This is a genomic window from Winogradskyella forsetii (genome assembly GCF_013394595.1).
In the GTDB taxonomy this organism is placed as follows: domain Bacteria; phylum Bacteroidota; class Bacteroidia; order Flavobacteriales; family Flavobacteriaceae; genus Winogradskyella; species Winogradskyella forsetii.
This window is the reverse complement of sequence record NZ_CP053348.1, coordinates 3,078,922-3,092,590: the sequence shown is the minus strand read 5'-3', so window position 1 is coordinate 3,092,590 and position 13,669 is coordinate 3,078,922. Positions and strand designations below refer to the sequence as shown.

Below are 13,669 nucleotides of genomic sequence, written 5' to 3'. Positions count from 1 at the left end.
CTCTAACGGTCTATTGCTCTTTTGGTAATGTCACCATAAAAATCGATTCGTCTATCCCTAAAAAACGGCCAATTTTGTCGTACATCTTCTTGAAGATCTAAGTTCACTTCAGCTATAAGTATTTCTTCTTTATCGTGAGAGGCTTGGGCCAATATTTCGCCTTGCGGACCAGCAATAAAAGACGCTCCCCAAAACTCTATACCATTTGTGTCTGGTAAGTATTTTTCCAATCCAATTCTATTGGCAGCTGCAACATAAGTTCCGTTGGCCACGGCGTGACCCTTCATGACATTCATCCATGCACCATACTGGTTAGTGCCATAGGTGGCTTTTTCAGTGGGATGCCAACCAATTGCTGTGGGATAAAATAACACTTCGGCTCCTTGTAAAGCTGTAAGTCTTGCTGCTTCAGGATACCACTGATCCCAGCATATTAACGTCCCGATTTTACCTTTTTTAGTTGGTATGGTTTTAAAGCCTAAATCGCCTGGTGTAAAGTAAAATTTTTCATAGAAATGCGGATCGTCAGGAATATGCATCTTTCTATAAAGTCCGGCTTCCGATCCGTCCGTATCTATGATATAAGCACTATTGTGATAAATACCAGACATTCTTTTTTCAAAGAAAGGTACGATGATAACCACGCCTAATTCTTTGGCCAGTTCACTAAAGGCTACAAAAGAAGTGTCATAAAGAGGCTCCGCAAATGCAAAATTTTCAACGTTTTCGCTCTGGCAAAAATAATGGCTACTGTATAATTCGGGTAAGCAAATCACCTCCGCACCTTGCTTGGCGGCTTTGGTTACCCATTCTTTGCATTTTACTAAATTATGCTCAGGAGTATTATTTAGGTTTAGTTGTACAACGGCTATAGAATACGTTCGCTTCATAATTACTTTTTTGTAAAAATAATAGCTTTTATAGGAATAAATAAGACTTTGCAATTATTTTCTGTTTGATAATTTGACTTAATAGGGCTTTTGGTATTAATTAGCTGTACCTTCGCGCCGAATTAAAGGAGTGACCTAACAATACCATTCTTGTTTGAAATTATCGTAAAAGAAAATGATGATTTTTTGTTTTGTTCGAAATATAAAAATAAAGCATAGCATCAGTTACGGTTTCTTTTTCTATTGAAGTAAAAAGGAAAAAAGGGCGTTTTATTACGGTTATTTTAATCAAGAAATGGTATCACATAGAGTTTGCTTCATAAACTTTATATATGTCATTTAAATCATTGGGCTTATCTGAGCCATTACTTAAAGCAATCAGTAAAAAAGGATATGAAACACCATCTCCTATACAAGCCAAGGCTATTCCGCCTGTTTTAGAAGGAAAAGATGTGTTAGCTTCCGCACAAACCGGAACGGGAAAAACAGCGGGTTTTACGTTACCAATGCTTCATCTTTTATCGAAAGGACCAGAGCAAAGATACCGACCAATCAGAGCATTGATCTTAACGCCAACACGTGAGTTGGCCGCACAAGTGCATGCCAATGTCAAGGAATACAGCGAGTTTTTAAACATTAGAAGTGCCGTAATCTTTGGTGGCGTCAACCAGAAACCGCAAGTGAATAAATTAAGTCAAGGTATTGATGTTCTGGTAGCCACGCCAGGACGTTTAATTGATTTGGAAAATCAAGGGCTATTGTCATTAAACCGTGTTGAAATATTTGTTTTGGACGAAGCCGACCGTATGTTGGATATGGGCTTTTTGCGTGATATTGAGCGCATCATGAAATTGATACCGAACAAGAGACAAAACTTAATGTTCTCTGCTACATTTTCTAAGGATATAAAGAAGCTGGCCTATTCTATTCTTAATCATCCTGTACAAGTTGAAGCGACGCCCGAAAATACAGCGGTTGAGGTCATCGAACAAAAGGTTTACAGGGTTGCCAAAGGAAAAAAAACAGGCTTAATCATAAAGTTGATTTCTGAAGGAAACTGGAAACAAGTTCTAGTCTTTACAAGAACAAAACACGGCGCCAACAAGCTCTGTAAAAAGATGATTAGTGCTGGTATTACAGCTGCCGCTATTCATGGAAATAAAAGTCAAGGGGCGCGTACCAAAGCTTTAGCAGGCTTTAAAAATGGTTCTGTAAGAGTTTTGGTTGCTACGGATATTGCAGCTAGAGGCTTGGATATTCCATTGTTGCCTCATGTTATTAATTTTGAATTGCCAAACATCTCAGAGGATTACGTACATAGAATTGGTAGAACCGGTAGAGCAGGAGCTGAGGGCCAGGCCTTATCATTGGTGAGTGCAGACGAAACTACGTATTTACAAGGTATAGAAAAGTTGATTGGGGAATCGATTGAAGTAGAAATTGTTGAAGGTTTTGAACCTGATCCTGATGCGTCAACGGAACCAATTAAGCCAGGTCAGAATAGAAGCCAAGGCCGTGGTCGGAATTCTAATTCTAGAAACAGTTCTAAGAAGTCCTCTGGAAATAGTAAAAATTCAAATCGAAGCAGAAGTCGAAATCGAAATACCAATAGCCGTTAAAAATGTCTCCAGTTTTAAAAGCGAAAATTATGGAAGTTTGCCATAAAAAAATTGAACAAAAAGGAACTAATGTTGGGATCTCTTTTTATGCGTTTTTCAAGAATAAGAATGACAATCCTGAATTGTTAATGGAAGCCGCAACTTGGTGGATAAAAACACAGGAGTTAGATCATTTTGAAAAAGCGGTAAAGATTAAGGAATTAGTAAAAAGTCTATAAATTGTCAACACAAGCCAATAATCCACTACACGGTGTAAAACTTGAACAGATTATAACAGAACTGCAAGCGCATTACGGCTGGGAGTATATGGGTTATCAAATTAATATTCGTTGTTTTACGCACGACCCTTCGGTAAAATCGAGTTTAAAATTTTTACGACGTACACCATGGGCAAGAACTAAGGTGGAAGCGATGTATTTGGAAATGTTGAAAAAACGATCCTAAACGTTTAAATTCTTATGGTTTTTTAGTTGACCTAAACTTTTACTACATCTTCATTTGAGTTTTTAAGGGTCAAAAATACATAGGTGAAAAACACACAAAAAAGTAAATCGTTAACGCCATACACGGAATAGAAAAGCCCTGCTAATATATCCTTCTCAAAAACATCTGAAAGGTTGTTGTTCAAAAGCCATTGAATCCAGACCACAACATAAACCAATTTTTCAATAGCGAAGACCCTAACCAACCACTTTACTTTATAATAGCTTTTTGCAACGGCTACATAGGCCAATCCCCAAAGTACAATCATCACCAAACCGAATGTGGACATCACATCTGGATCAAATTCTGGAATAACAGGATTGGTAAATAGTTTTGAAAATACCAAAACTGACAAATTCATTATACCTGCAATAATAAATCCTTTGCTAATTGTTTTCTTGTTGATAGTCATAATTCAAAAATTTTTTGTTAATCGTCTTCGGGTTCAAATTCGATGACATTAGCGTCAAATTCGGCATCCTTAAATTCATCTTTGCTTATCCAATATTCAGATGTGGTTAATATGTAACTATTGTTTTCGTCCGCAGTTAAATCCCAAACAATGGATTCAGCTTCATCAAATTCTTCTTTTCCTGCGAGTTGTTTTGAGAACAAACGTTTAATAACGTTGTTATTTGCCAATGTTTTATCGAACGCTTTTAAAACCACTTCTTTAGTAATGTCTTTATTGGGTGTGATTTCAAATTCAACTATAGTGGCTTTGGCACTTGGAAAACTACCATTGTAGGCTTTATATAATAACTGGTTGATATTAAATAATTGATGATGTAAACTGATATCAGCATATTCTTCTGAAATTTTGTCCAATAACATTTCGTGCGAAATTTGCGCTATCTGATTCTCATTAAGATGATCAGACAATTTGTAATTTAAAACAATAGCCGCGGCTTCTTCAGGTTCAAAATCGGAAATAGCCATAGCCAATAATTCCAACAATTCAGGAGTTGTAGCGTTTCCTGCATCTTCAAGTCCAAATTGATTTAATAATGCGACATAATCATCGTCGGTCCAAGCATTTTTTAGCTCGTCAACAGTTTTTACTTTTGTAATAATAATGTGATATTTCATAACAGTAATTATTTATCCTGGTCATCCAGCTTTTATAGGTAGTTAAACCAACGCAGAATTCCATCAAGATGGCATGTATATTTCGTTATAACTATTGGAAACTACAGTCACACCAATGAAATCCTCAAAACCAACAATGGTTACATCTGTTTCCTTAGATGAATTTCTGGATTAAAATATACAAAATCTATTGATGAATAAAATGCTATTTTGCCAATATTTTAGACGTATTGAGAAAGTTTTTGAATAAAAAAAATCCCCTAAACATTTAGAGGATTTTTTACGATATTTTAGAAAAAAGGAAAACTATCCTTTCTCTACAGTATTCTTATTGTTTTTTGTATTTATTTTGTTTTCGATCCTAGTTGGTTTAAGGTTAGATTCAAAATAGATTTTAAACTCTTTTCTGTCTATGGATTCATTTTTATCCGTATCAATTTCTGCAAATTGTTTTTCAGTTTTTTCCTCATTAGAAGGATCCTTCACGCGTTTTTCTTTAAACTCCTCCAAGGTGATACTATTATCAGCATTGATGTCGAGGTGCTTGAACATGCGCTCCGATCTATCCTTTTTTATTTCAAGTTTATCCTTTTTTAATTGGGGCTTTATGTCTTGCTTTTCTTGAGCTCCTACAAATGAAAATGAAGCTACTGCAATTAATGCAATTCCAGTTTTTAATGTTTTAGTAATCATTGTATTGTGATTTTGGTGTTATAAAATTTTAGACCAATATAAGCGAAAATGGTTTAAGTTGCGGAAACCTACCGAAATTATTTAATTTGTCGCAGACCTTCATAAACAATTATTCCTACTGCATTGGCTAAATTTAAACTGCGTATTTCCTTACTATAAAGGGGAATTTTAAATAATTGTGATTCATATTTCTCTATTAACGGTTTTGGTAACCCAACAGATTCTTTGCCAAAAACCAAGAACATGTCGTTTTTAAAGTCAATATCCCAATGACTTTTGGTGCCGTGGCTAGATAAAAATACCATTTGTGCGTCATTGTTTTGTAGGAAGAAATCATCAATAGAATCATAATAGATGACCTCCAAATGTTGCCAATAATCGAGTCCGGCGCGTTTAAGGCGTTTATCATCAATTTCGAAACCAAAAGGTTTTACTAAATGTAATTTTGAACCTGTAGCTAATGCCAGACGACCAATGTTGCCAGTGTTATTTGGAATTTCGGGTTCTATAAGTACGATGTTGAGTGGCATAAGTTTTAGTTATTCTGGGATGGATTCAGAATCTTGTTTTTTCAGTGTTAAAATCACTAATCTAATTAATAGAGCAAATGGAAATCCGTGAAATAAAATATCAAACCAATCCTTAATTGTCATACCATTTGCGCCACCGGCAATCCATCTTATTTTGCCTACAATATGCGGTTCAGGAAAAAATGGTGCTAAGCCTAAGGTAAGACAAAGTAGGGTAATGAGTTTCCAATCGTTGAATAATTTCATGGCATAAAAAAGTCTATCCAAATATATGAATAGACTTATAAATTTTTATTTTTCAGCATTTATTTTTTTACCTGCTGCTTTTTAATCGTTTTCTTATCAATGTCGAATTCATTGTTCTTTTGATTGACATTCCCAGTTGGGTTGGTAAGGTCGGTTTGATTTTGCGTTTTCGTTTTAAATTTTTTCTTATCTTTTATTATTCCCATGATTTCTAATTTTTTGCGTTCATCATTAATATAAGAAAAATCTTATAAAACAGTATTAAAACTATCATAAAATTAGATGGCGAAAGGTTAAAGGTTTTAAGGATTATTCCGGATGGCAGACACAAAGCCACTTAAATCACCAATTCCGTTTTCGGTCAAATGCTTTATAAAAGCACTTCCGATTATCGCGCCTTTTCCATATTGTGTGGCTTGCGTAAAAGTTTCATGATCTGAAATGCCAAAACCTACAATTTGGGGGTTTTTTAAATTCATGTCAGCAATACGTTTAAAATAATTGGTCTGCTCGTCACCAAAACCAGAACTGCTTCCTGTGACGCTTGCCGAGCTGACCATATAAATAAACCCATTGGAGACCGAATCGATGTATTGAATACGCTCATCTGAGGTTTGTGGCGTTATTAAAAACACATTGATTAAGCCGTGTTTTTCAAAAATTGCCTTATAGTCATCATTATAAACATCTACTGGCAAATCTGGAATGATCAATCCATCAATACCTACCTCTTCACATTTTTTACAAAAGGCTTCAACACCATATTGTAACATCGGATTAAAATAACCCATAATAATTAATGGAATAGAAACCGATTCCCGAATAGCTTTGAGTTGTTCAAACAACAAGTCACTCGTCATGCCGTTTTTTAATGCTTGTGTAGAACTAGCTTGTATGGTTGGTCCATCTGCCAGAGGATCGCTAAAAGGCAACCCGATTTCAATCATGTCCACACCATTTTTTTCAAGACTTTTAATTATGGTCGTGGTGTCATTGATATTGGGATAACCTGCCGTAAAATAAATAGACAACAATTTTTTATCCTCTTGTAATTTTTGATTTATTCTGTTCAAAATCTAGGTTTTGTTATTCAATGTAAAAATAGGACTTAAATGAAAAATTAAGAATTAAAAGTGAAAAATTAATAATGTTTTCCGTTAAGACAAAAACTACTGAGCGCTGAATACCAAATACTAAAATATCTAGGCTATCTAAATACTATAACACAAAGCCACACAAAGAAGTCACAAAGGTGCACAACGGATAAATGCAAATAAGATAAATGAAACTTTCCATTTTATACTTTTTACTGAAGACTGAGGACTGAACACTGCCAACTCCTTTTAATAACTTCGTGTATAATTATAACCAATTTCTAACGTTATAGATTTTGGATATAATTATATTTGCACCGAAATAATTTCATCAATTAAATTTATAACAATGATGTTACTCAAAAAACAGTTAATCATCGTTTTTCTAGTCGTTTCTTCGCTAGGAATGGCACAAAAATCTGCCGTCTACACTAGCGATTTACAAGACTACCAAAAGGCATTAACTTTATATAATAATAAACAGTATAAAGCAGCTCAGTCTTTGTTCGACGATATCAAAGAAGAGACCAATGACGTTACCATTAAATCCGATTGCGCCTACTATATTGCCAATTGTGCGGTACGGTTAAATCAAAATAACGCAGATGATTTAGTGACGGAATTTGTTGAAGACTACCCAACAAGCACTAAAAGAAATACAGCTTTTTTAGATGTTGCCAATTACTATTTCGAAAATGGAAAATATGCCTATGCACGCAAATGGTACGAAAGAGTAGATGAAAGAAGCATAGCGCGTTCCGAAAAAGAGCGTTTCAACTTTAATTATGGCTATGCTTTGTATTCTACTAATGACGAAAAGAAAGCGACAAAATATTTAAACCGTGTCGTAAATTCTAAAGAATACGGTTCCCAGGCCAAATATTACATCGGTTTTTTAGCTTATCAGGGCGATGATTATGATAAGGCGAATGAGTATTTTGATCAAGTTAGCGATAATGAAAAGTACAAAGAGAAATTATCATATTACCAAGCCGACCTAAATTTTAAATTAGGAAAGTTTGAAAAAGCCATTGAACTGGCAGAAGAACAATTACCAAATGTTAGAGGCATTGAAGAATCTGAATTGTCAAAGATTATAGGCGAAAGTTATTTCAATCTTGAAAAATATGCTGAGGCCATTCCTTATTTAAAAGCCTACCAAGGTAAAAATCGAAAATGGAACAATACCGATTATTATCAATTGGGTTATGCCTATTACAAACAAAATGATTTTGAAAGTGCCATTTCCGAATTCAATAAAATTATTGATGGCAATAATTCGGTGGCTCAGAATGCCTATTACCATTTAGGGGAAAGCTATATCAATTTAGATAAAAAACAGGAAGCTTTAAATGCCTTTAGAAATGCATCACAAATGGATTTCGATTTAAAAATCCAGGAAGATGCTTGGTTAAATTATGCAAAAATCAGTTACGAAATCGGGAATCCATACCAATCTGTTCCGCAAGTTTTAACGAGTTATTTAAACCAATATCCGGATTCTGGTTTTAAGGATGAAGTGGAAGCCTTATTAATAGATTCGTACATCACTTCTAAAAACTATAAGGAAGCCTTAGAATTGTTGAAAGGCAAAAATAGTTTTGAGCATAAAGCGGCTTACCAAAAAGTAGCCTTTTTTAGGGCTGTTGAATTGTATAACGAAAACAAGTACAACGAAGCCTTGGATTTATTTAACGGCTCATTGAAAGAACCAAGAGACCCAAAATTTGTAGCGAAAGCCACATTTTGGAAAGCGGAAACGGACTATAATTTAACCAATTATAACGAGGCGCTGATTGGGTTCAAACAATTTTCAGGAATGGACGAAGCCTCAAGCTTACCAGAAAATGAAAACCTGAATTACAATTTGGCATATACGTATTTTAAGTTGAAGGATTATAACAATGCCTCCAACTATTTTGAAAAGTTCATTCAAAATAAATCGAATGATAAATTGCGTCAAAACGATGCTTATTTAAGATTGGCAGATGGTTATTTCGTATCCAGTAACTATAATGATGCTATAGACGCTTATAACAAAGCCATTCAAATCAACGAGATTGAAACCGACTATGCAGCCTTTCAAAAAGCAATGAGTCAAGGCTATTTAGGAAAAGGGTCTAATAAAATTTCAGAATTGAAATCCTTTATCAATGCGTATCCAAAGTCAGCTTTACGAGACGATGCCATGTACGAATTGGCAAATTCTTACGTAAAATCGGGCGACTCAGACAAAGCCATGCAAATGTATGACCGTTTAAATTCGGAATACAAAACAAGTGCATTTACCTCTAAAGTTTTGTTGAGACAAGGGTTGGTGTATTATAATGGAAACGATAATGAGCGTGCTTTGAGCAAGTTCAAAAAAGTAGCCACCGATTTCCCAGGTTCCGGCGAAGCGGTTCAAGCGGTTTCAACGGTTCGTTTAATTTATATCGATTTAGGTCGAGTGGATGAATACGCCAATTGGGTAAGAACTTTGGATTATGTTGAGGTTACTGATGTGGATTTAGATAATGCCACTTATTTAGCTGCAGAAAAACCATATTTAGATAACGAAACCGATAAGGCCATTCGTCAGTTTAACAAGTATTTGAATGAATTCCCAAAAGGACTTCACAATCAAAAAGCGCATTTTTATTTAGCGGAATTATATTATAAGAAAGGGTTGTTGGATAATGCGCAACCACATTACAAAGCTGTTGTTGATGCCTCAAAATCTGAATATACCGAGCAAGCAACGGTTAAGCTTTGTGAAATTTATTTGAAAAAATCGGATTGGGAAAAAGCCATTCCTGTGTTAAAACGCTTGGAGCTTGAGGCCGATTATCCTCAGAATGTGATTTACGCACAATCCAATTTAATGAATGCCTATTACCAAACCGAAGATTATTCGAAAGCAGAAAGTTATGCTGAAAAAGTATTGGGCAATTCAAAACTGGATAACAAAGTAAAGAGTGATGCGAAACTGATCATTGCACGTTCAGCCATACAAACAGGAAATGAAGTCAAAGCGAAAACCGCTTATGCCGAAGTTGAAAAACTAGCCACAGGAAGCGTTGCCGCGGAAGCCTTGTACTATAATGGCTATTTTAAAAATAAAGCAGGAGACTACGAAGCATCGAATACAACTATTCAAAAATTAGCCAAGGATTACGGTAGTTATAAATTGTTTAGCGCTAAAGGTTTGGTAGTTATGGCAAAGAATTTTTATGCTTTGGGAGATGCGTTTCAAGCCACTTATATTTTAGAAAGTGTAATTAGCAATTTCCCAGAGTTTGACGCTGTTGTACAAGAAGCCAAAACAGAACTAAATAAAATAAAAGCCGAAGAAGCTAAAACAAATTCATCAATCGAAACTGAGGACTAGAATTCCTGTCTGGTCACTGAGCGAAGTCGAAGTGAAAGCAGGTATCTCTAAGTCGAAGTGCAATCAAACTATTACACATGAAAATTAAATATATATTATTATCAATCTTCACTTTGGGTTTGGCTTTTAGTTATGCCCAAGAAAAAGACACCATAGCGGACCAAACCGTCAATGTTATAAAACCATATACGCCAACCATATCGGATGCCTTTAAAATTAAGGATAATCCAACTTTGGCAGACTCGACTACGGTAAAGAAAAAGGAAATAAGATATAATATTTTCTCAATCCCTGTGGCATCCACATTTACACCGGCAAAAGGAAAAGCAGCTACGGTAGATAAGGCTAAAGCCGTAAAGTTATACGATAATTATGCCTCACTTGGCGTGGGTAATTATACAACTCTTTTAGGCGAAGTTTATTTGAATCACGAATTAAGTAGGGACGAAAATGTAGGCGGTTATTTTAGTCATCATTCCTCACAAGGTGGTATTGATAATTTGTTGTTGGATGATGCCTTTTCTAAAACAAAGCTCAATGCGCATTATACCAAAAGCCAAAGGGATTTTGCTTGGAAAGTTGATGGTGGATTCAATTTACAATCTTATAATTGGTATGGTTTACCACAAGACTATTTTGGACAATCAGAAGCCGATGCTATTGATCCTAAACATAATTACACAAGTGTTAATTTAGGTGGTAAAATTAATTTTGAAGATGCTATTGTAAAAGATGCAAGCCTACGTTTTAGACGTTTTGGAGACGATAGAAGTTCTGGAGAAAACCGTTTTATGGCCAGTTCTAATTTTGAAGTCGCCATACAAGATGCAGATATCGATGCCGAATTATTTATTGATTATTTAGGCGGAAGTTTCGATTCTAATTTCATTGGCACGCAGTCCATAGATTACGGCAATTTTATGATTGGTATTGCACCTTCATATCAGTATAATCAAGATGATTTAACCATTAATCTAGGTATAAGACTAACCTATTTGAATGATACGGAATTCAGTAAAAGTAAATTTTATGTTCATCCAAATATTGAAGGATCCTACCGTTTAGTTGATGAGCTTTTAATCGCTTATGGAGGTTTAACAGGTAAGCTGATTCAAAATTCATATTACGATTTTGCTAACTATAATCCGTTTGTGTCGCCAACACTTTTTGTAAGCCCAACAGACCAGCAGTTTAAAACGTTTGTTGGCGTCAAAGGAAAGCTATCCAATAATATCAGCTATAATGTGAGAGGAAATTATGCTTCTGAAAAAGGGAAAGCCTTATTCAAGGCTAACGAAGCATTGGCAACAGCATCAGAAGATTACCACTACGGAAATTCATTTGGTGTCATTTACGATAATGTAACAACGTTTTCCATTGCTGGAGAATTGAATGTGGATTTCAACAGAAATTTCACTTTAGGAATTAAGGGCGAATATTTTGCTTACGACATGAAAAACGAAGCACAAGCATGGAATTTACCAGATTTGGAAGCCTCATTATTTTTGGATTATCAAATTTCAGAACAATGGTTTGCAGGCGCAAGTGCTTATTTTGTTGGCGAGCGAGAAGATGAAAGAATTGTGAATTCGCTTTTTGCACAACCAGAGGTAAACCGAGTAAGTTTAGAAAGTTATTTCGATTTAAATGCACATGTTGGCTACAAAATAAACGATCAATTGTCTGTATTTGCCAAGGCAAATAATATTTTTAATCAAGATTATCAGCGTTGGTTAAATTTCCCGGTTCAAGGCATTCAGTTTTTGGCTGGCGCAACATATCAGTTCGATTTCTAAATTCCCACGAAAGTGGCAATCTAATGGGCCATCTGTCATTGCGAGAAACGAAGCAATCTCTTCAATTAAACAGATGATTTCGTTTCTCCTAATGACATAATATAATTAAGCGTTCCGATTCCGAACGCTTTTCTTATTTTTACAACTTGCTGTCAGGTTGAGCTTGCCTTTGCCGAGCGCAGTCGAAGCATCGAAGTCCTATCAAAAATTTGAATGTCCACTAAACCACCAACCAAAATGAAAAAACTACTCTCAATCCTATTGTTACTGACAATTTTTGCTTGTCAGAAAGATAAGCAAGAAGCAGATTTAATTGTCACAAATGCCAACATATACACCGTAGATAATAATTTCAATAAAGCAGAAGCATTCGCAGTAAAAGACGGAAAAATAATTGCTGTAGGTACAACGTCTGAAATCGATGACAATTATAAAGCTATTGATACCATCAACGCCAACGGAAAAACACTTTTACCAGGTTTTATTGATGCCCATTGCCACTTTTTAGGTTTAGGTTTTAATCAGCAAGCTGTCGATTTAGTTGGAACAAAAAGTTTTGAAGAGCTAATGAAACGTGTGCTGGATTTTCAAAATGAAAATAACAACCAATATATTTTAGGTAGAGGTTGGGACCAAAATGACTGGGAAGACAAACAATTTCCGAACAAAGCATTATTAGATAAATTATATCCTAAAACACCCATTGCTTTAATACGCATCGATGGGCATGCTTTACTAGCCAATCAAGCCGCCTTGGATTTAGGTAAAGTAACTAAGAATAGTAAAATTGAAGGCGGAGAAGTTGTTGTTGAAAACGGAAAGCTGACAGGAATTCTAATCGATAATGCCAAAAGTCTAGTTATGAAACATTGGCCAAAACCAACAAAAATTGACCAAGCGGAAGCATTGCTTGAGGCCCAGAAAATTTGCTTCGATTTAGGGTTAACAACGGTCGATGATGCAGGATTGAGCAGAGAAGCCATCGAAACTATAGAAAACCTTCAAGAATCAGGCAAATTAAAAATGCGTATCTATGCGATGGTTTCGCATACTAAAGACAATCTGGATTTTTTTTTAGAAAAAGGCATTACTAAAACTGACCGACTCAATGTGCGTTCGTTTAAATTTTATGCAGATGGAGCTTTAGGCTCAAGAGGCGCCATGCTTAGAGAACCTTATTCTGATAAACCGGGTCATTTAGGATTACTGGTTACCGATTTGGAAACCCTTAAAAAATCAGCAGAGCGCATTGCCGATTCAGAATTTCAAATGAATACACATGCCATTGGAGATTCTGCTAATCACGTCGTATTGGATATCTACAACAAAGTCCTTAAAGGAAAAAATGATAGACGCTGGCGTGTAGAACATGCACAGATTGTATCGCCAGAGGATTTTGAGTTGTATAAAAATGTAATGCCCTCCATTCAACCAACACATGCCACAAGCGATATGTATTGGGCCGAAGACCGCGTGGGAGCAGAACGTATAAAAGGCGCCTATGCCTTTAAGCAATTATTGGAAGCCTACGGAAAAATAGCATTGGGAACCGATTTTCCTGTGGAGCGCGTGAGTCCATTTTTAACATTTTATGCTGCTGTGGCAAGGCAAGATTTAGAGCAATATCCTGAAGGTGGTTTTCTGATGGAAAATGCATTATCTAGGGAAGAAGCTTTAAAAGGTATGACCATTTGGGCAGCCTATTCAAATTTTGAAGAAGATGAAAAAGGAAGCATTGAAGTTGGAAAATTTGCTGATTTTATCATTTTGGATAAAGATATTATGACGGTTGAGGCAAACGAGATTCCTAAGATTAAGGTTTTGAGAACTGTTGTTGGAGGGGAAAAAGTGAATTAATT

14 protein-coding genes are annotated in these 13,669 nt (G+C 35.5%); 6 read left to right on the top strand and 8 right to left on the bottom strand.

Features of this window, described 5'->3' with window-relative positions; genetic code table 11:
* Positions 1-2: 2 nt before the first annotated feature.
* Positions 3-890 carry a carbon-nitrogen hydrolase gene (locus HM987_RS13470; RefSeq protein ID WP_179008574.1) on the bottom strand — a complete coding sequence of 296 codons (888 nt, stop codon included), beginning with the start codon at positions 888-890 and terminating at the stop codon, positions 3-5.
* 332 nt (positions 891-1,222) lie between these two features.
* Between HM987_RS13470 and HM987_RS13465 the strand changes: the two genes are divergently transcribed.
* From HM987_RS13465 to HM987_RS13455, 3 genes are read left to right on the top strand one after another with little or no spacing between them, the layout of a single operon-like run.
* A complete protein-coding gene (locus HM987_RS13465) occupies positions 1,223-2,509 on the top strand; it encodes a DEAD/DEAH box helicase (protein ID WP_179008573.1) in 1,287 nt (428 codons plus the stop codon).
* A 2-nt stretch (positions 2,510-2,511) separates the two neighbouring features.
* Positions 2,512-2,727, top strand: coding sequence for a DUF6500 family protein (locus tag HM987_RS13460; protein ID WP_179008572.1), 216 nt, complete (start codon positions 2,512-2,514; stop codon positions 2,725-2,727).
* Between the two features lies 1 nt (position 2,728).
* Positions 2,729-2,953 (top strand): VF530 family protein, encoded by a 225-nt coding sequence (locus HM987_RS13455; RefSeq protein ID WP_179008571.1) that lies wholly within the window; start codon positions 2,729-2,731, stop codon positions 2,951-2,953.
* A gap of 31 nt (positions 2,954-2,984) precedes the next feature.
* Here HM987_RS13455 and HM987_RS13450 read toward each other — a convergent pair whose 3' ends face one another.
* The 7 genes from HM987_RS13450 to trpA all read right to left on the bottom strand — a co-directional run bounded on the left by HM987_RS13450 (position 2,985) and on the right by trpA (position 6,623).
* The gene (locus HM987_RS13450) at positions 2,985-3,404 is read right to left on the bottom strand and encodes a hypothetical protein (protein ID WP_179008570.1); all 420 of its coding nucleotides are present in this window, start codon (positions 3,402-3,404) and stop codon (positions 2,985-2,987) included.
* Between the two features lie 17 nt (positions 3,405-3,421).
* Positions 3,422-4,081: a hypothetical protein gene (locus HM987_RS13445; protein ID WP_179008569.1), complete on the bottom strand. Its 660-nt coding sequence runs from the start codon at positions 4,079-4,081 to the stop codon at positions 3,422-3,424.
* Positions 4,082-4,387: 306 nt separating this feature from the next.
* Positions 4,388-4,774, bottom strand: a complete 387-nt coding sequence (locus tag HM987_RS13440; protein ID WP_179008568.1) for an EF-hand domain-containing protein — start codon at positions 4,772-4,774, stop codon at positions 4,388-4,390.
* Between the two features lie 77 nt (positions 4,775-4,851).
* Positions 4,852-5,304 carry a tRNA (cytidine(34)-2'-O)-methyltransferase gene (locus HM987_RS13435; protein ID WP_179008567.1) on the bottom strand — a complete coding sequence of 151 codons (453 nt, stop codon included), beginning with the start codon at positions 5,302-5,304 and terminating at the stop codon, positions 4,852-4,854.
* Between the two features lie 9 nt (positions 5,305-5,313).
* Positions 5,314-5,550 (bottom strand): hypothetical protein, encoded by a 237-nt coding sequence (locus HM987_RS13430; protein WP_179008566.1) that lies wholly within the window; start codon positions 5,548-5,550, stop codon positions 5,314-5,316.
* A gap of 59 nt (positions 5,551-5,609) precedes the next feature.
* On the bottom strand, positions 5,610-5,756 hold the full coding sequence (locus tag HM987_RS13425) for a hypothetical protein (RefSeq protein WP_179008565.1): 147 nt from the start codon (positions 5,754-5,756) through the stop codon (positions 5,610-5,612).
* A 96-nt stretch (positions 5,757-5,852) separates the two neighbouring features.
* Positions 5,853-6,623 (bottom strand): tryptophan synthase subunit alpha, encoded by a 771-nt coding sequence (trpA, locus tag HM987_RS13420; protein ID WP_179008564.1) that lies wholly within the window; start codon positions 6,621-6,623, stop codon positions 5,853-5,855.
* A 370-nt stretch (positions 6,624-6,993) separates the two neighbouring features.
* Between trpA and HM987_RS13415 the strand changes: the two genes are divergently transcribed.
* The 3 genes from HM987_RS13415 (at position 6,994) to HM987_RS13405 (ending at position 13,667) form a co-directional block, all read left to right on the top strand.
* On the top strand, positions 6,994-10,014 hold the full coding sequence (locus HM987_RS13415) for a tetratricopeptide repeat protein (RefSeq protein ID WP_179008563.1): 3,021 nt from the start codon (positions 6,994-6,996) through the stop codon (positions 10,012-10,014).
* Between the two features lie 77 nt (positions 10,015-10,091).
* A complete protein-coding gene (locus HM987_RS13410; RefSeq protein WP_179008562.1) occupies positions 10,092-11,810 on the top strand; it encodes a porin family protein in 1,719 nt (572 codons plus the stop codon).
* 237 nt (positions 11,811-12,047) lie between these two features.
* The gene (locus tag HM987_RS13405) at positions 12,048-13,667 is read left to right on the top strand and encodes an amidohydrolase (RefSeq protein WP_179008561.1); all 1,620 of its coding nucleotides are present in this window, start codon (positions 12,048-12,050) and stop codon (positions 13,665-13,667) included.
* Positions 13,668-13,669 lie beyond the last annotated feature (2 nt).